We start from the raw sequence: 17,182 nt of genomic DNA on the forward strand, positions 1-17,182 counted from the left end.
CCGTTGCGCTATTCGGCGGCCTGTTTCGCTACCATCTGCTTGTCCGACCGGTTATCGTTGTCGCGCTTCGATCGTCCCCAGCCCGACATCATGTTGGAAAGCTTGTCGAGATAGACATAGACCACCGGCGTGGTGAACAGCGTCAGTGCCTGGCTGACGATCAGGCCGCCGACCATCGCATAGCCGAGCGGCTGGCGGATTTCCGAACCGGTACCAGTGCCGAGCATCAACGGCACACCACCGAGCAGCGCCGCCATGGTCGTCATCATGATCGGGCGAAAACGTAGGAGAGCTGCCTTGCGGATGGCTTCCTCTGGCTCGAGATGCTCGTCGCGCTCGGCAGCAATTGCGAAGTCTACCAGCATGATGCCGTTCTTCTTCACGATGCCGATCAGCAGCACGATGCCGATCAGCGCGATCAGACTGAAATCGAAACCGAACGCCATCAGGATCGCCAGCGCACCGACGCCGGCAGAGGGCAGGGTGGACAGGATCGTCAGAGGGTGGATGTAGCTCTCATAGAGAATGCCGAGGATCAGATAGACCACCACCAGTGCAGCGAGGATCAGCAGCGGCACCGTCGAGAGCGATTGCTGGAATGCCTGCGCCGTGCCCTGGAAGGTGCCGCGCAGGGTCGACGGCGCGCCGATATCCTGCATGGCATTTTGCACAGCATCTGTCGCCTGTCCGAGCGCAACACCCTGCGCCAGATTGAAGCTGATCGTGATCGCCGGAAATTGTCCCTGATGGCTGATCGACAGCGGCCGCACCGGCACCGTCGTCCATTTGGCAAAGGCCGACAGTGGCACCATGTCGCTTGTCGTCGGCGACTTGATATAGATCTTGTCGAGTGAATCGAGCTTGCCCTGCATCTCGGGCAATATCTCGAGAATGACGTGGTAGCTGTTCAACTGCGTGAAATACTGGGCGACCTGACGCTGGCCGAACGCATCATACAGCGTGTCATCGATCAATTGCGGCTGGATGCCGTAGCGCGAGGCGTTGTCGCGATCGATGGTCAGCGTCAGTGTCGTGCCCTTGGTCTGCTGGTCGGTGGCGACGTCGCGTAGACCTGGCAGCGTCTGCATCTTGGCCAGAATCTTCGGCGCCCATTCGTTCAGTTCGGACAGGTTTGCATCCTGCAGGGTGTATTCGAACTGGGTGCGGGTGGCCCGGCCGCCGAGCCGGATATCCTGTGCCGCCTGCATGAATAGCCGTGCACCCTGGACCTTCTCCAGCTGCGGCCGCAGCCGCGTGATGATCTGTTGCGCGCTGGCCGAGCGTTCGTCGCGCGGCTTCAGCGTGATGAACATGCGCCCGGTATTGAGCGCGCCGCCGCTGCCGCCGATCGACATGGCGACGCTGGCGACGTCGGGATCGGCCTGCACGATCTTGCCGAGTTCTTCCTGATGGACCTTCATGTCGGCGAAGGAAATATCCTGCGACGCTTCGGAGGATGCCGTGATCAGGCCGGTGTCCTGCTGCGGGAAGAAGCCCTTCGGGATAATCATGAACAGATAGACCGACAGGACGAGCGTAGCGAAGAACACCATCAGCGTCGTCAGGCGCCAGCGCAGCACGAGGTCGAGGCCACGCTCATAGGCGCGCAGCAGAGCGTCGAAGGCATTCTCGCTGAGCTGATAGAGCCGGCCATGCTTGGCGTGTTTCTCCTCGCGCAGGAAGCGCGAGGCCATCATTGGCGTCAGCGTCAGCGACACCACCAGCGAGACGAAAATCGTCATGGTCAGTGTCACAGCGAATTCGCGGAACAGGCGGCCGATAATGCCACCCATCAGCAGCAGCGGGATCAGCACCGCGACCAGCGAGACTGATATCGAGACAATGGTGAAGCCGATTTCACCGGCGCCCTTCAGCGCGGCAGCCATCGGTGTTTCGCCCTCCTCGATATACCTAGTGATATTTTCCAGCATCACGATGGCGTCGTCGACCACGAAGCCGACCGAGATGGTCAGCGCCATCAGCGACAGATTGTCGAGTGTATAGCCGAACACCCACATCAGCGCGCAGGCGCCGAGCAATGCGAGCGGTACGGTCACGCTGGGAATGACGGTGGCCCAGACGCTGCGCAGGAAGACGAAGATCACCATCACGACGAGGGCAATGGTCAGCAGCAGTGTGAATTGGACATCCTGCACGGCGGCGCGGATGGTCTGCGTGCGATCGCTGAGGACCTCGATCTTCACGGTCGGCGGGATCGCGGCCACCAGGCGCGGCAGCTCGGCCTTGATCTTGTCGACGGTGTCGATGACGTTGGCGCCGGGCTGCTTGAAGATCACCAGAAACACGCCGCGCTTGCCATTGGCCCAGGCCGCCTGCTTGGCGTCTTCCGGGCCTGTCACCGCCGTGCCGATATCCTTGATGCGCAGCGGGCCGCCATTGCGATAGGCGATGATGACGTCGTTCCAGTCTTTCGATTCCGGCAACTGGTCGTTGGCGTAGATCGTGTAGCTGCGGGTCGCACCGTCAATATTGCCTTTCGGACTGTCGACAGTGGTGATCGCGATCTGGCTGCGGATGTCCTCGAGTTGCAGCCCCTTGGCAACCAGCTTGGCGGGATCGATCTGGATGCGGATCGCCGGCTTTTGCTGGCCGCCGATCGTAACCTGGGCGACACCGGAGATCTGGCTGATCTGCTGCGCCAGTTGCGCATCGACACTATCGCTGACCGTCGTAATGGGCAGCGTGTCCGATGTCGCCGACAGCAGCATGATCGGCGAGTCGGCCGGGTTGACCTTGCGATAGGTGGGCGGGCTCGGAAGCGTCTTCGGCAATTGTCCGCCAGCGGCATTGATCGCGGCTTGCACGTCATTGGCGGCGCCGTCGATCGAGCGGTTGAGATCGAACTGGATCGTGACCGCGGATGTGCCGAGCGAACTCGTGGAGGTCATCTGCGCCACGCCGGGGATCTGCGCGAGCTGTCGCTCCAGCGGCTGCGCCACCGAGGATGCCATGGTCTCGGGACTGGCGCCGGGCAGGCTGGCGGCTACCTGGATGGTCGGAAAGTCGACCTGCGGCAAAGGCGCGACGGGCAGCAGGGGATAGGAGACCAGGCCGACGAACAGGATGCCGGCCATCAGCAATGAGGTCGCAATGGGAAAGCGAATGAACGGTGCTGAAATTCCTCCGTTCATGGCTATTCGCCTTTCGCCGGGCTGGCTGCGGATGTTGCGACCGATGTCGCCACCAGCACGCCCGGCTGCACTTTATATTGCCCGGCGACGATCACACGCTCGCCGGCGCTCAACCCGTCCTCGACCACGGTGCGGCCGTCCATGGAAGGGCCGACCTTGATTTTCTTCAGCTTGGCCTTGTTGTCGGCGCCAACCGCAAAGGCGTAGAGCCCGTCGGCGCCATGCTGAACGGCGTCGTCGGGAATGACGGTCGAATCCTTCAGCGTGGTCACCAGCAGCCGCGTCGAGACTGACAGGCCGGGCCACAGCACGTGGTCCTTGTTGTCGAATACCGCCTTCAGCCGGATGGTGCCGCTGGTCGTGTCCACCTGATTATTGACGACCGAGAGCGTGCCTTCCGATAGCACTCGCTTTCCGTCAGTCGTCAGTGCGATCACCTTGAGCGGACGTGCAGCGAGTGACTGGTTGATGTCGACGAGATTCTGTTCAGGCGCAGTGAAGATCACCGCAATCGGTTCGATCTGCGCGATGGTGACGATACCGGTCTGGGTCGCGGCATTGACGATGTTGCCCTGGTCGACCTGACGAAAGCCGACGCGGCCGGAGATCGGCGCCTTGATCGTGGTGTAAGCGAGCTGGGTCTGCGCGTTCGAGATCGCGGCATCATCGGCAGCGATCTGCGCAGTCAGTTGCTGCACGGTGGAGCGTTGTGTGTCTGTCTGTTGCCGTGTCGCGAATTCGCCGAGTTTGGTGAAGCGCTGCAGATCCAGGTTGGCATTGGCGAGATTGGCTTCGTCCTGCGCCTTCTTGGCCTTGGCCTGATCGAACGCCGCCTGGAACGGCCGCGGATCGATCTGCGCGAGCAGGTCACCTTCCTTGACGATCTGTCCCTCGGTGAAAGCGATGGTGTCGATCTGACCATCGACACGGGTCCGCACGACGACGGTATTGAAACCCTGCACGGTGCCCAAACCGCCGAGATAAACGGGGAAATCAGCTTTTTCGACAGACGCAATCTTCACCGGGACGGGAGCAGGGCCGCGCGGTTTGTCGGCATTCGCCTGCTGTGCTCCGGTAGTCTCGTAATGGCGCCATGCGGTAATTCCGCCGGCCGCAAGCAGCGCCAGAACGATCAGCCCAGTCCATCGAAAACGGGTAAGCGTTGTCATGGTGATCTCATCAATCTCTTGGCAGCCACTGACGCGGACATGCGCATCCAATGCACGCCCGCTTGGGCGGCTCCTGATCAGCTAGGTCTCGACTCAAATGCTGTAAACACACGACCGCTTGAACGCGTGCTTCATTGCCAAATCTTCATGTTCGCAATTAGTGACGCCTGATCTCTCGCATCGTTCCGAGGAGACACTGCGCTCCATTTTGTGCGGTGTCTTGGACAATCCATCTGCGCAGTGCGAAGCGCCTGGTGTTGTAACTGCGCGTCGTATCCGCCATAGGCTCGTCGAAGCCGACATCGCGGCTTGCAAATGTAATCGATCCGGAGCGGGACATGGACGAGTTGAATGGGCGGATGATCGCGTGTCAGATTTTGATTACCGGATTGATCGCGCGGGTCGCCAATGACTCGCCGGATCCGCTGCGCTTCCTGACCGACTATCGGGACGAGATCAAAGCCGTCGTGCGTGGCATCAACATCGCCGGGATGGAGAATACGGATCGGGTAAGGCAGTCGGCGCTTCAGACCGTCGACGAGATGTTCTCGCTGATGAAGCCGCCGAGCTCGGATTGAAAGATTTCAATATTGGCCGCATTTCCCGCAGATCTGTGGCGCCGCCTCCTCGGTCGCGGTCAAAGATTAGAATGGTTTTAACACCAGTTTAGAATCGTTTTTATCTGGATGTATTCAAGCGTGTAATCGTCTTGATTCCGCCCGAATGTGTTGACGCTCCAGCGAGTGCCAAGCTACCGCTGCGTCGAATTGGCGCAGAATTAGCTGCGTATGAGACGGCAGGGGCAGGTTTTATGGGTTTTGCGAAGATTCCATCGTCGTTGCGTTCGAGCGTCACGGCGACCACCAACGAGCGATCCGATAGCAATCACTCTGCCCGCAAGACCTCTGCTGTTGCCGGGATGATTGCCGTCGCCTCGTTCGGCGGCGCGGAAGCCCAGCAATCGGTACTCCCACCGGTGACGGTCGATGCACCGGTCGCGCGGCCGCGTCCCGCGGTGCGCCCGACACCCGATCAGATACGCGCGCGAACTGCACTGCGACGTGCCGCACGCCGCAGCCAGCCAGTGCAAGTGGCGCCGGTGCCCTATCCGAATGCAGGCGGTCTCGCGGCAGACGCCAATCCCTATGCCGACGCTGCAGCGCCTTATAAAGGCGACCGGCTTGCGGGAACCAAATTCTCCGAAAAGCTGATCGACACGCCGCGCACGGTCACGGTGCTGACCAAGGAAATCCTCGAAGACAAGAATGCAACGAGCCTGAAGGAAGTCGCGCGTACCACGGCTGGTGTCACGCTCGGTACGGGGGAGGGCGGCAACGCTTTCGGCGATCGCTTTTTTATCCGCGGATTCGATGCACGAAACGACATCTTTATTGACGGTGTGCGCGATCCGGCCATCAGCATTCGTGAAAATTTCTTCACTGAGCAGGTCGAGATTCTACGTGGCCCGGCGTCGTCCTTTGCTGGTCGTGGCACGGCAGGTGGCGCCATCAATATCGTGACCAAACAGGCCGGTGACCGTAATTTCCAGAAGGTCGAAACGACCTATGGCACCGATCAGACCAAGCGGATTACCTTTGACGTCAATCAGGTCGTCAGCCCGACCTTGAGCCTGCGTAGCGGCGGACTTTATCAGGATGCCGAAGTGGCTGGCCGGAACTACGTGACGGACGATCGCTGGGGCGCATTCGGCGCTCTGAAATGGACGCCGACGGACGCCTTCAAGGTCACAGCCAACTACGTCCACACAGATCTCAGCGGCCTGCCGGATTTCGGCGTACCCTATAACCGCACGGCGCGTGCGCCCGTTACCGACATTAACGTGCCGCGGGAAACCTATTACGGCTTCGTCAACCGTGACTTTCAGAAGGCCCGGCAGGATTTCGGTACAGTGATCGGCGAATTGAAGATCACGCCCGATATCACGCTCACCAACAAGACCCGACTGGAGCGCTCGATCCTCGACTACGTTGGAACACTGCCGAGCAACGCCACGGCAACTACTGCGACGCTCTCCGCGCAGAGCCGCTACCAGGTTACGGATGTGGTCGCCAACGTCACGGACGCGACGTTCAAGTTTGACGCCTACGGAATCAAGAACACGCTGGTGACCGGCGTCGAGATTTCGCAGGAAAGCGTTATGCGCGATAACTATACGGGGCTTACGTCGGAGCTGAACGGCATTTTGACCGGTACCCAGCTCATCGTGCCGATCGCCAATCCGCCCAACCTGTTCCCATTCAACAATGCGCCCCAGCGCGCCAACAATCCGACCAACATTAACGTCGACACCAAGGCGGCTTACGCCATTCATACGGCGAACTTCCAGGACGTTGTGATCCTCAATGGGGGCATCCGCTACGACGACTATGAGATCAACGGCTCTAACCGGACTTCAAGTACGGGCGTGAAGACCGGCATGGTCAATTACAACCTTGGCGCTGTCCTGAAGCCGGTGCCGTATGGCAGCCTGTATGGCGCCTTCGCCACATCGTCCAATCCGGTCGGTGCGGAACTCGATGCGACTGGCACGGCGTATGGCGGACTTGTAGTCAACAATACAACTTTCCAGGCCTTGGCTCCCGAAGAAAACCGATCGTCGGAAGTGGGCACCAAGTGGGAGCTGTTCGATCGCCACCTGTTGGTCACCGCGGCGCTGTTCGAGACCGTCAAGAGCAATGCTCGCGAAACAAGCGGAAATGACATCATTGCTGGTGCGCAATATCGCGTGCGCGGTGTCGATCTTGGTATGGGCGGCAAGATCACCCCGCGCTGGAGCATGTTCGCCGGTGCCGTGTTCATGGAATCTAGGGTACTGAAGTCAATCGATCCGACGCAGGTCGGCGCGCAACTCGCCAATATCGCGCACGAATCCTTCAACTTGCTGACCAAGTATCAGATCACCGAGCCATGGGAGATTGGCGGGCAAGCAACCTATGCTTCGCAGATCTACGGTGGCACTTTCGGTGCGGTTAACGGAAACGTGTTGCCGTCGCACTGGCGGTTTGACGCCTTTACAGAGTACAGGTTCGACAAGCACCTGAAGGCGAAAGTATCGGTCAACAATATCTTCGATACGGTCTATTACGACGCATTCTATCGCAGCAATACGCCGTTCACGTTCATCGCGCCGGGGCGGTCCGTCTGGTTTACTCTGATGGGGTCACTGTGATCGTCTGTCGTTATGCTGATCTGCATCCCTGATGTCCTGAGCAAAAGTGATGTGGCGGAGTTCCGCCGCGTCATGGACGCGGCCGGTTGGGAAGACGGCCGCTCGACTGCGGGCGCGCAGTCGGCACTGGTCAAGAGGAACGAGCAATTGCCACCGGACAGCGATGTGGCTCGTGCACTCGGCAATCGCATCATCTCGGCACTGACGACGAACCCGCGGTTCTTATCTGCAGCAATTCCGCTGCATATCTTCCCGCCGCTGTTCAATCGCTACGTCTCGTCGGACGGACATCACTTCGGCGTGCACGTCGACAATGCAGTGCGTGGCGATCATCTGACCGGCATGCGTATCCGCACTGATCTGTCCGTGACATTGTTTCTCTCCGAGCCCGAGGAATATGAGGGCGGGGAGCTTGTCATTGAAGACAATTACGGCTCGCACGAGGTGAAGCTGCCGGCCGGCCACCTCGTACTTTATCCTGCTTCCAGTCTGCACCTTGTAACGCCTCTAAGGGCAGGTATGCGCGTAGCGTCTTTTTTCTGGCTACAGAGCATGATACGTGATGCTCATGCGCGCAGCATGATCTTCGATCTCGACAGCGCGATTCAGAGCCTAGTTGAACGTCTCGGAAGAGACGACCCAGAAACGGTCAAATTGACGGGCATCTATCATAATCTCATCCGCTACTGGGCCGAGGTATAAGCTTGTTTAGAACCGTTCTTAAGTCGCTGGCTGTGCTGGCAGTGGTCGCGTTTGCTTCGCCCATCATTGCGCAGCAGGCTGCAAAGCCCGCGGCGCCAGTGGTTACTCAAGCAGCCCCCGTGGCAGCGCCGGCGCCGGTAGCTGCACAGCCAAGCAGTCCGGCGGCGAGCCCGGCCGCTTCCACAGCTCTTGCTAGCCCGGTGGCGGAGGCCGCGCCCCGGCCGATGGTCGCGACGGGTGAGCACGATCTGTCGCCCTGGAAGATGTTCATGGGCGCCGACATCATCGTCAAAGCGGTGATGGTGGGTCTGGCTTTCGCCTCGGTCGTCACCTGGACGGTCGGCATTTTCAAGATGATGGAACTGAGCTGGGCCATGCGTCGCCTGAAGGGTGCGCTCCGCAAGATCGGTGAATCGCGTTCGTTGTCCGAAGCGCAGATGGCGCTCGGCGAGCGCGGTACGATCCTGTCGCGCCTGTTGGCGGCGGCGATGCGGGAAGGACGGATGTCCGCCGGCATTTCGAGCGATGAAGGCATCAAGGAGCGCGCCGCGTCGAGTTTCGGCGAAATCGTTCGCGCTGAAGGTCGCAAGGTGCGTACCGGTATGGGCATCCTGGCGACCATTGGTGCAACGTCACCCTTCGTCGGGCTGTTCGGCACCGTGTGGGGCATCATGAACAGCTTCATCGGCATCTCGAAGTCGCAGACCACGAATCTCGCCGTCGTCGCGCCCGGTATCGCCGAAGCGCTGCTGGCCACCGCCATCGGCCTCGTTGCGGCGATCCCGGCGGTCATCATCTATAATCACTTCTCGCGCGTGACGAAGGCGTACATGGAAATCGTCGGCCGTGCGCAGGGCGCCGCCGGTCGTCTGCTGTCACGCGATCTTGATCGCACGCATTCGAGTTCACACGCTCGCGCAGCGGCTGAATAATCATGGGTATGTCGCTTTCCGAAGGTGCAGACGACGATGATGATTTCGGTGAAAATCACGAAATCAACGTCACACCCTTCATCGACGTCATTCTGGTTCTGCTGATCATCTTCATGGTGGCAGCGCCGCTGTCGACGGTGGACCTGCCGATCAATCTGCCGTCCTCCACGGTGACGCCTCAAAAGAAGCCGGACAAGCCGACCTATGTGAGCATCAAGCCCGACCTCGCGGTCGCGATCGGCGAGAACATGGTCAAGCGCGTCGATCTGGTGCGTCAGCTCGATGCGATGGGCGATGGCAACAAGGATCGGCCGATCTTTCTGCGCGTCGATCGCGCGGTGCCCTATGGCGAATTCTTCGATGTGATGGAACGGCTGCGTGCCGGTGGCTATCAGAAGACCAAGCTTGTTGCACTGGAAGGTGTTCCGGATGCCGCTGCGGCATCGCCGACGCCAACCGCTGCATCTGATGCACCGAAGCCCTGACGTTACGGAAGCGCTATGTCCGAGCTCGATAGAAAGTCGTCCTGGCGACTGTGGCTGATCGCGGCGCTTGTCGCCGTGCTGCTGCATGTCGGCGGCATCGCTGCGGCTGTGTTCGAGATGCAGCAGGAAGAGGACGACGACGGCCTTGGCGCCAATGCCATCGAAGTCGGGATGGAAATGGTGTCGCCCGACGTCGAGCCGACCGATCTTCCGCAGGGCCCGGATTCGGAGGCTTCGACCGCATCTCCGGCCGTTCAGGAGCAGAAGGCTGTCGAGAAGCAGAGCGATCTCCCCAAGGAGACGCCGCACGAGAGCGAAGAACCCGATCAGGTCGTGACCGAGAGCAAGGCGACCAAGCCGGAAGAAGAGACACCCGAAAAGGCGCAAAAGCAGCAGCAGGCGTCGCAGGAATCCGTCGCGTCGGAAGCCGCCGCGCAGCAGAAGCTCGATGATTCCAAGACCGGCGAGAAAGCGCAAGCGCAGCAGGGCGGCATCGGCACCGACAAGAAGCGCCTGTCGACAATCTGGTCCAAGCAGCTCAGCGCCTATCTCGAAAAGAACAAGCGCTATCCGCAGGATCGCCAGCAGAAGACGGCCGAAGTGACGGTGAATTTCGAGATCGACCGCGTCGGCAAGGTCCTGGCTGTGCGGGTGGTGAAGGGCTCCGGCGACGCCGCATTCGACGAGGCCGCGGTTGCCATGGTCCGCCGCTCAGACCCGCTGCCGGCGCCGCCGCCGTTGATCGCCGACGACGGCCTGAGCTTCACCGTGCCGGTGATCTTCCGCGTCAAGGGCAAGGGATAGGAAAGGGCGACTAGTAAGTCGCCCGTCCGCCCGAAATATCGAACACGGCGCCGGTCGAGAAGGCGCAGTCTTCCGAGGCCAGCCAGGCAGCCATCGCGGCCAGTTCCTGCACCAGCACAAAACGTCCTTTCGGAATCTTCGACAGCATGAAGTTGATATGCTGTTCCGTCATCTGGTCGAAAATCGCCGTTTTCGCCGCAGCAGGCGTGATGGCGTTGACGTTGATCTCGTGGCCGGCCAGTTCCTTGCCGAGCGACTTGGTCAGCGCGATCAAACCGGCCTTGGATGCCGAATAGTGCGAGGCGTTCGGGTTGCCTTCCTTGCCGGCAATCGAGGCGATGTTGACGATGCGGCCGTAATTCTGCTTCAGCATCACGGGGACGATAGCCTTGCAACACAGGAACGGGCCGTCGAGATTGATACGCATCACCTTGCGCCAATCGTCGTAATCGATCTCCCATACCGGCTTGTTGAATCCGGTAATGCCGGCATTGTTGACCAGGATATCGACCTTGCCAAACTCCTGAAGCGTCGCAGCGCGAGCTTCATCAATTGAAGCCACGTCGGTGACATCGACTTTGAGGGCAATCACTTCGTCGCCGATTTCGCTCGCCGTTTTTACGGCCAGGTCAATATCCTGATCCCAGATCGCCACCTTGGCGCCGGAAGCAACGAAGCGTTCAGTGATCGCGCGGCCAAAGCCCTGGGCGCCGCCCGTGACCACGGCGTAGCGGCCGTTCAGATCGATCTTGTTCATGATGCGATGTCCTCGGTTACAGCGTCCAGCCGCCGTCGATGATGTGCGCGACGCCAGTTGTGAAGGCGCTTTCGTCGCTGGCGAGATAGACGGCGAGGGATGCGATTTCCTCGGCGGTCCCGAGACGACCCATCGGCTGCCGGCTCACGAACAGCTCGCGGCCATTCGGGCCTGCGGCCGCGGCGCGGTCGAGCATCGACGGCGTTTCGATCGTGCCGGGGCAGATCGCGTTGCAGCGAATGCCTTTGGTGATGTAGTCGACAGCCACAGCACGGGTGAGGGCGGCGACGGCAGCTTTGGTTGCGCCATAGACGTAGCGGTTCGGCGCTGCCTTAAAGACACCGGCGGCGGATGAAATGTTGACGATTGCACCATTGCCGCGCGCAAGCATGCCGGGCAGGAACGCACGGATGGTCCGGTGCATCGATTTGACGTTCAGGTCGAACGAGAAATCCCAGTCGGAATCGGAGCATTCCAGTGCTGCGCCGTGATGCACGAAGCCGGCGGCGTTGAGCAGGATGTCGATATCGCCGACCTTCTTCGCCATCGCTTCGACGGCCGCTGTGTCGCGCACGTCGAGCCGTGCAGTCTCGGCGATACCATCCTTGGTCAGCAGCGCCACGCCCTTGTCGTCGATATCGGTGGCGAATACCGTTGCGCCTTCGCGTGCAAATGCCAGTGCGCAGGCGCGGCCGATACCGACGGCGCCCGCGGTGACGAAGGCGCGTTTGCCTTTCAAGCGGTCAGACATGTGAGATCTCCCTGAAATGTTTCATTCACTCTCCGCCGTCATTGCGAGGTCGGGAAAAGCCGAAGGCTTTTCCCTGTGCGAAGCGACGAAGCAATCCAGAAGCCAAGAAGAAAGACTGGATTGCTTCGCTGCGCTCGCAATGACGACCGAGGGATTAGTGATTATGCCGCGCCGTCCCGACCGTGCCGGCGATATCGCGATAGCGCGTTGCGAGTTCGAGACATGCGCCGGTGGCCTGCTGGCCGACGGTGTTGCGATAGAGCTCCTGCCACGGTGTCTGGTTGGCTGGATATTTGAAGCCGCCATTGGACATCAGTTCGGCGCGACGTCGCTTCAGCTCTTCGTCGGAGATCAGGATATTCGCCGAGCCCTTGTTGAGGTCGATGCGCACCTTGTCGCCCGTCTGCAGGATTGCGAGGCCGCCGTTGGCTGCCGCTTCGGGCGTCGCGTTGAGGATCGACGGCGAGCCGGATGTGCCCGACTGCCGGCCATCGCCGATACAGGGCAGAGATAGAATGCCGCGTTTGATCAGCGCTGCCGGCGGCTGCATGTTCACGACTTCCGCGCCGCCGGGATAGCCGATCGGTCCGGTGCCGCGCACGAACAGGATGCAATGCTCGTCAATATCGAGCGAGGCATCGTCGATGCGATGGTGATAATCCTCCGGCCCCTCGAACACGATGGCGCGGCCTTCGAACGCGTTGGGATCCTTCGGGTTGATCAGATAGCGATCGCGAAATTCCTTGGAGATCACCGAGGTCTTCATGATCGCGGAATCGAACAGATTGCCGCGCAACACGAGGAAGCCGGCATCAGCCACAAGCGGTTTGTCATAGGACCAGATGACGTCGTTGTCCGGTTTGGGCGAGGCGGCGCAATTCTCCCCCATGGTCTTGCCGTTCACCGTGATCACATCCTCATGGATGCGCTTGTGCTTCATCAGCTCGCGGACCACCGAAGGCACACCACCGGCGCGATGATATTCCTCGCCGAGATAGAAGCCGGCCGGCTGCATGTTGACCAGCAGCGGTACGTCATGGCCGAATTTCTGCCAGTCATCGATGTCGAGTTCGACGCCGATATGACGCGCCAGCGCATTGATATGGATCGGCGCGTTGGTCGAGCCACCAATGGCGGAATTGACCACGATGCAGTTCTCGAACGCCTTGCGGGTCAGAATGTCGGACGGCTTGAGGTCCTCCCACACCATGTCGACGATCCGCATGCCCGTCTCATAGGCAATCTGGCCGCGCTCGCGATAGGGAGCAGGGATGGCAGCGCAGCCGGGCAGGGACATGCCCAATGCTTCGGCCAGCGAATTCATCGTCGAGGCCGTGCCCATTGTGTTGCAATGGCCGACCGACGGCGCGGACGATGCCACCAGCGTCATGAATTCTTCGTAGTCGATCTCGCCAGCGGCAAGTCGCTCACGTGATTTCCACACCACGGTGCCGGAGCCTGTACGCTGGCCTTCGTGCCAACCATTCAGCATCGGTCCACCCGACAAGACGATGGCGGGCAAATTCACGGTAGCCGCAGCCATCAGGCAGGCGGGAGTCGTCTTGTCGCAGCCGGTCGTGAGGACGACGCCATCGAGCGGATAACCGAACAGGATTTCCACAAGGCCGAGATAAGCGAGGTTGCGATCAAGCGCCGCAGTCGGCCGTTTCCCGGTCTCCTGAATCGGATGTACCGGGAATTCCATCACCAGACCGCCGGCGGCGGTAATGCCTTCGCGCACGCGCTTGGCGAGTTCGAGATGATGGCGATTGCAGGGCGACAGGTCGTTACCGGTCTGCGCAATGCCGATGATCGGCTTGCCGGACTGCAATTCGTGACGCGTCAGGCCGTAGTTCAGATAGCGCTCAAGATAGAGTGCAGTCATTCCGGGATTGTGGGGATCGTTGAACCATTCGCTCGAACGAAGTTTGCGCTTGGTTGCCTTTGCAGGCGAGGTCCCCGCAGTCGGCGTGGACGAAGTCGACTTGGTCATCATTTCTCCCGCAGCGCACACTTTATATCCTGGTGCGTCGTCTCTTTTGATTGGTCACGAATGTTTGCACGCCACTGGCTGCTTCGCAACGTTTGCATCTGCGAAGTTTTTCTACGACTATGATCCAACGACACGCCGCCAGAAAATCTGGTAGGATGTCAGACAAGTAAGAACAGGCGGCTCCGGCAACCAAATAACTGGCCCGGAGGACGCAGTCTCTAAAATGGGACATTTGGGAGGGAAATGTATGGCGTCCGTGCAGATTCACGACGTTCGTAAGTCTTTTGGCGGTTTTGAGGTTCTCCACGGCGTATCGGTCCCCATCGAGGACGGCCAATTCGTGGTTCTGGTTGGGCCGTCCGGCTGCGGAAAATCCACATTGCTGCGCATGTTGGCGGGGCTGGAGAAGATCACCTCCGGCACGATCTCGATCGGCGATCGCGTGGTCAACGATGTCCAGCCGAAAGAGCGCGACATCGCCATGGTGTTCCAGAATTACGCGCTGTATCCGCATATGACGGTTGCCCAGAATATGGGCTTTTCGCTCAAGCTGCGTGGCGCCGACAAAAGCGAGATCGATCAGAAGGTCAATCGCGCTGCCGATATCTTGGATTTGAGGCGATTGCTCGAGCGTTTCCCCCGGCAGTTGTCGGGTGGTCAGCGCCAGCGCGTGGCCATGGGCCGCGCCATTGTGCGTGACCCGCAGGTGTTTTTGTTCGACGAGCCACTGTCGAATCTCGATGCCAAGCTGCGCGTCGCCATGCGCGCCGAGATCAAGGAACTGCATCAGCGCCTGAAGACGACGACGGTCTATGTGACCCATGACCAGATCGAAGCCATGACCATGGCCGACAAGATCGTGGTGATGCAGGACGGCATCGTCGAGCAGATGGGCGCACCATTGGAACTCTACGATCGCCCCGAGAACAAGTTCGTTGCCGGCTTCATCGGGTCGCCTGCGATGAATTTTCTCGAAGGCACGCTGAAGGTGAATGGTGGCCAGCCCTGGGTGGAAACTGCCAATGGCGCGAAGCTGCCGATTACGGCAGCGCCTGCGGCAGGGAACGACAAGGCAGTCACTTACGGCATTCGCCCCGAGCATCTCGAATTCGCCGATGACGGCATCGAGGCCGAGGTCGTGGTGGTCGAGCCGATGGGGTCGGAGACTCAGGTCGTCGCACGCATCGGCACCCAGGATATCATCGCGATCTTCCGTGATCGTCGTCCGGTCGCGCCGGGCGACAAGATTCATCTCAGGCCGCGCGCGAATTCGGCGCATCTGTTCGACAAGGAGACCGGCAAGCGCGTCAACTGACGCGCTTTTCCACCAAATCAATTTCAAAACATTGGTCGATCAACGAACCAATATTACAGGGAGAAGACGAAAGATGACTGGATTTACACCGGATCGCCGATCTCTGCTCAAGGGCGGCGCGATGACGCTTGCTGCTGCGGCGACCATGTCCGCGGATCAATTGCTGGGCTACGCAAAAGCTTGGGCGCAGGCCTCACAGTGGAAGCCGGAAGCCGGCGCCAAGATCAACCTGCTGCGCTGGAAGCGCTTCGTCGAAGCCGAAGATGTGGCCTTCATGAAGATCGTCGACGCCTTCCAGAAGGCGACCGGCGTCACCATCACCGTCTCCAACGAATCCTATGACGACATTCAGCCAAAGGCTTCGGTCGCGGCGAATACCGGGCAGGGCCTCGACATGGTCTGGGGCCTGTACTCGCTGCCGTTCCTGTTCCCGACCAAGTGCATGGACGTCTCCGACGTCGCGGACTATCTCGGCAAGAAGAACGGCGGCTGGGCCGAATCCGGCAAGCAATACGGCATCTATAACGGCAAGTGGATCGGCGTTCCGGTTGCGGCCACCGGCGGCCTCGTGAACTACCGCGTCGCAGCAGCTGAGAAGGCCGGGCACAAGACGTTCCCGGAAGATCTCGCCGGCTTCCAGGATCTCGTGAAGGGCATGAACAAGAACGGCACGCCGGCTGGCATGGCGCTCGGTCACGCCTCGGGCGACGCCAACGGCTGGGTGCACTGGGCGCTGTGGGCCCATGGCGGCAAGTTGATCGACAAGGACAACAAGGTCACGATCAATTCGCCGGAAACGGCCAAATCGCTGGAATATGTGAAGTCGCTCTATGACAACTTCATTCCCGGCACGGCGTCCTGGAACGACTCGTCGAACAACAAGGCATTCCTGGCCGGTCAGCTGCATCTGACCACAAACGGCATCTCGGTCTATGTGACGGCGAAGAAGGAAGCTCCGGCTATCGCTGAGGACATGAACCACGCCCATCTGCCGAAGGGGCTGGATGGCAAGCGCCGTGAGCTTCATCTCGGCTTTCCGATCCTGATCTTCTCCTTCACCAAGTTCCCGCAGGCGTGCAAGGCATTCACCGCCTTCATGATGGAGCCCGAGCAGTTCAATCCGTGGGTCGAGTCGGCCCAGGGCTATCTGTCGCCGTTCCAGCTCGCTTTCGAGAAGAATCCGATCTGGACCGTTGATCCTAAAAACACGCCGTATCGCGACGTGGCCACGACGGCATCGACCCCCGCCGGTGAGGCGCAGATGAGCGAAAACGCGGCCGCGGCGATTGCCGACTTCGTGGTCGTCGACATGTACGCCAATTACTGCACGGGCCGCGAGGACGTGAAGACCGCGATGTCGTCTGCCGAGCGCGCGGCGAAGCGGATTTTCCGCGGTTGAGGACGACCTTGCCGGCGCGGAGCGACCCGCGCCGGCAACTCTCTGCAGCAGCCGTGAATTGCGTTTTGCAAAAGGCTGCCTGAACGATGGGAATGGGAATGCCAGAGATCGATTACAAGACTGTTCTGCCGGAAGGCTGGGCGCGGCCGCGCGGTTTCGCGCATGCGGTGGTGGCCGGCGGCACGCGGAGCGTCCGCATCTCCGGTCAGCTCGGCAAGCAGAACGGGCAGGGCGAGGTTGCCGAGGGATCCGACTTCGGTTCGCAGTGGCGCTATGCAATGGAGAATCTCGTCACCGTGCTGAAGGCTGCGGGCGGCGAACCCAAGCAAATCGTGATGCTGCGCGCCTATGTCACCGACATCAACGCATTCAAGACGTCCGGCGCCGCCGTCGGCGAGGCCTGGGGCGCTACCCTCGGCAAGCATTTTCCAGCAATGACACTGGTTCAGGTTTCCGCCCTGATCGATCCGCACGCACGTGTCGAGATCGAGGGCGAAGCGATCCTGCCGTAACCGGATCATGACGCATGACTG

The 17,182-nt window shown here is 60.4% G+C and carries 14 protein-coding genes; 9 read left to right on the forward strand and 5 right to left on the reverse strand.

Annotated features, from left to right (window positions below; all coding sequences use genetic code 11):
* Positions 1–8 precede the first annotated feature (8 nt).
* Both RSO67_RS29095 and RSO67_RS29100 read right to left on the reverse strand, forming a co-directional pair.
* The gene (locus tag RSO67_RS29095; RefSeq protein ID WP_315841689.1) at positions 9–3,152 is read right to left on the reverse strand and encodes a multidrug efflux RND transporter permease subunit; all 3,144 of its coding nucleotides are present in this window, start codon (positions 3,150–3,152) and stop codon (positions 9–11) included.
* Positions 3,153–3,154: 2 nt separating this feature from the next.
* Complete coding sequence (locus RSO67_RS29100; RefSeq protein ID WP_315841690.1) at positions 3,155–4,321, reverse strand: efflux RND transporter periplasmic adaptor subunit; 1,167 nt, start codon at positions 4,319–4,321, stop codon at positions 3,155–3,157.
* Between the two features lie 338 nt (positions 4,322–4,659).
* Between RSO67_RS29100 and RSO67_RS29105 the strand changes: the two genes are divergently transcribed.
* The 6 genes from RSO67_RS29105 (at position 4,660) to RSO67_RS29130 (ending at position 10,434) form a co-directional block, all read left to right on the forward strand.
* The gene (locus tag RSO67_RS29105) at positions 4,660–4,899 is read left to right on the forward strand and encodes a hypothetical protein (protein WP_092151341.1); all 240 of its coding nucleotides are present in this window, start codon (positions 4,660–4,662) and stop codon (positions 4,897–4,899) included.
* 233 nt (positions 4,900–5,132) lie between these two features.
* A complete protein-coding gene (locus tag RSO67_RS29110) occupies positions 5,133–7,511 on the forward strand; it encodes a TonB-dependent receptor (protein ID WP_315841691.1) in 2,379 nt (792 codons plus the stop codon).
* 12 nt (positions 7,512–7,523) lie between these two features.
* Positions 7,524–8,213, forward strand: coding sequence for a Fe2+-dependent dioxygenase (locus RSO67_RS29115; RefSeq protein ID WP_315841692.1), 690 nt, complete (start codon positions 7,524–7,526; stop codon positions 8,211–8,213).
* Positions 8,214–8,215: 2 nt separating this feature from the next.
* On the forward strand, positions 8,216–9,145 hold the full coding sequence (exbB, locus tag RSO67_RS29120; RefSeq protein ID WP_315841693.1) for a tonB-system energizer ExbB: 930 nt from the start codon (positions 8,216–8,218) through the stop codon (positions 9,143–9,145).
* A gap of 2 nt (positions 9,146–9,147) precedes the next feature.
* Positions 9,148–9,630: a TonB system transport protein ExbD gene (gene exbD / locus RSO67_RS29125; protein WP_315841694.1), complete on the forward strand. Its 483-nt coding sequence runs from the start codon at positions 9,148–9,150 to the stop codon at positions 9,628–9,630.
* Between the two features lie 15 nt (positions 9,631–9,645).
* A complete protein-coding gene (locus RSO67_RS29130; protein ID WP_315841695.1) occupies positions 9,646–10,434 on the forward strand; it encodes a TonB family protein in 789 nt (262 codons plus the stop codon).
* A 10-nt stretch (positions 10,435–10,444) separates the two neighbouring features.
* Here RSO67_RS29130 and RSO67_RS29135 read toward each other — a convergent pair whose 3' ends face one another.
* The 3 genes from RSO67_RS29135 to RSO67_RS29145 form a co-directional block, all read right to left on the reverse strand.
* Positions 10,445–11,191, reverse strand: coding sequence for an SDR family NAD(P)-dependent oxidoreductase (locus tag RSO67_RS29135; RefSeq protein ID WP_315841696.1), 747 nt, complete (start codon positions 11,189–11,191; stop codon positions 10,445–10,447).
* 16 nt (positions 11,192–11,207) lie between these two features.
* Positions 11,208–11,942: an SDR family oxidoreductase gene (locus RSO67_RS29140; protein ID WP_068730627.1), complete on the reverse strand. Its 735-nt coding sequence runs from the start codon at positions 11,940–11,942 to the stop codon at positions 11,208–11,210.
* 154 nt (positions 11,943–12,096) lie between these two features.
* Complete coding sequence (locus tag RSO67_RS29145) at positions 12,097–13,935, reverse strand: IlvD/Edd family dehydratase (RefSeq protein ID WP_315841697.1); 1,839 nt, start codon at positions 13,933–13,935, stop codon at positions 12,097–12,099.
* 247 nt (positions 13,936–14,182) lie between these two features.
* Here RSO67_RS29145 and RSO67_RS29150 point away from each other — a divergent pair, with 247 nt between their 5' ends.
* The 3 genes from RSO67_RS29150 to RSO67_RS29160 all read left to right on the forward strand — a co-directional run bounded on the left by RSO67_RS29150 (position 14,183) and on the right by RSO67_RS29160 (position 17,161).
* Positions 14,183–15,250, forward strand: a complete 1,068-nt coding sequence (locus tag RSO67_RS29150) for an ABC transporter ATP-binding protein (RefSeq protein WP_089267200.1) — start codon at positions 14,183–14,185, stop codon at positions 15,248–15,250.
* Positions 15,251–15,323: 73 nt separating this feature from the next.
* Entirely contained in the window at positions 15,324–16,649 is a 1,326-nt protein-coding gene (locus tag RSO67_RS29155) for an ABC transporter substrate-binding protein (RefSeq protein WP_315841698.1), read from the forward strand.
* Positions 16,650–16,747: 98 nt separating this feature from the next.
* Complete coding sequence (locus RSO67_RS29160) at positions 16,748–17,161, forward strand: RidA family protein (protein ID WP_315841699.1); 414 nt, start codon at positions 16,748–16,750, stop codon at positions 17,159–17,161.
* Positions 17,162–17,182 lie beyond the last annotated feature (21 nt).

This window comes from Tardiphaga sp. 709, assembly GCF_032401055.1.
GTDB lineage: Bacteria > Pseudomonadota > Alphaproteobacteria > Rhizobiales > Xanthobacteraceae > Tardiphaga.

Bases quoted from the DNA above. Each gene is read 5' to 3' on its own strand.
- RSO67_RS29105 (WP_092151341.1), top strand. From the start codon at position 4,660: ATGGACGAGTTGAATGGGCGGATGATCGCGTGTCAGATTTTGATTACC.
- RSO67_RS29095 (WP_315841689.1), bottom strand. From the start codon at position 3,152: ATGAACGGAGGAATTTCAGCACCGTTCATTCGCTTTCCCATTGCGACC.
- RSO67_RS29130 (WP_315841695.1), top strand. From the start codon at position 9,646: ATGTCCGAGCTCGATAGAAAGTCGTCCTGGCGACTGTGGCTGATCGCG.
- RSO67_RS29145 (WP_315841697.1), bottom strand. From the start codon at position 13,935: ATGACCAAGTCGACTTCGTCCACGCCGACTGCGGGGACCTCGCCTGCA.
- RSO67_RS29155 (WP_315841698.1), top strand. From the start codon at position 15,324: ATGACTGGATTTACACCGGATCGCCGATCTCTGCTCAAGGGCGGCGCG.
- RSO67_RS29135 (WP_315841696.1), bottom strand. From the start codon at position 11,191: ATGAACAAGATCGATCTGAACGGCCGCTACGCCGTGGTCACGGGCGGC.
- RSO67_RS29150 (WP_089267200.1), top strand. From the start codon at position 14,183: ATGGCGTCCGTGCAGATTCACGACGTTCGTAAGTCTTTTGGCGGTTTT.
- RSO67_RS29140 (WP_068730627.1), bottom strand. From the start codon at position 11,942: ATGTCTGACCGCTTGAAAGGCAAACGCGCCTTCGTCACCGCGGGCGCC.
- RSO67_RS29115 (WP_315841692.1), top strand. From the start codon at position 7,524: ATGCTGATCTGCATCCCTGATGTCCTGAGCAAAAGTGATGTGGCGGAG.
- exbD (WP_315841694.1), top strand. From the start codon at position 9,148: ATGGGTATGTCGCTTTCCGAAGGTGCAGACGACGATGATGATTTCGGT.
- RSO67_RS29160 (WP_315841699.1), top strand. From the start codon at position 16,748: ATGCCAGAGATCGATTACAAGACTGTTCTGCCGGAAGGCTGGGCGCGG.
- RSO67_RS29110 (WP_315841691.1), top strand. From the start codon at position 5,133: ATGGGTTTTGCGAAGATTCCATCGTCGTTGCGTTCGAGCGTCACGGCG.
- RSO67_RS29100 (WP_315841690.1), bottom strand. From the start codon at position 4,321: ATGACAACGCTTACCCGTTTTCGATGGACTGGGCTGATCGTTCTGGCG.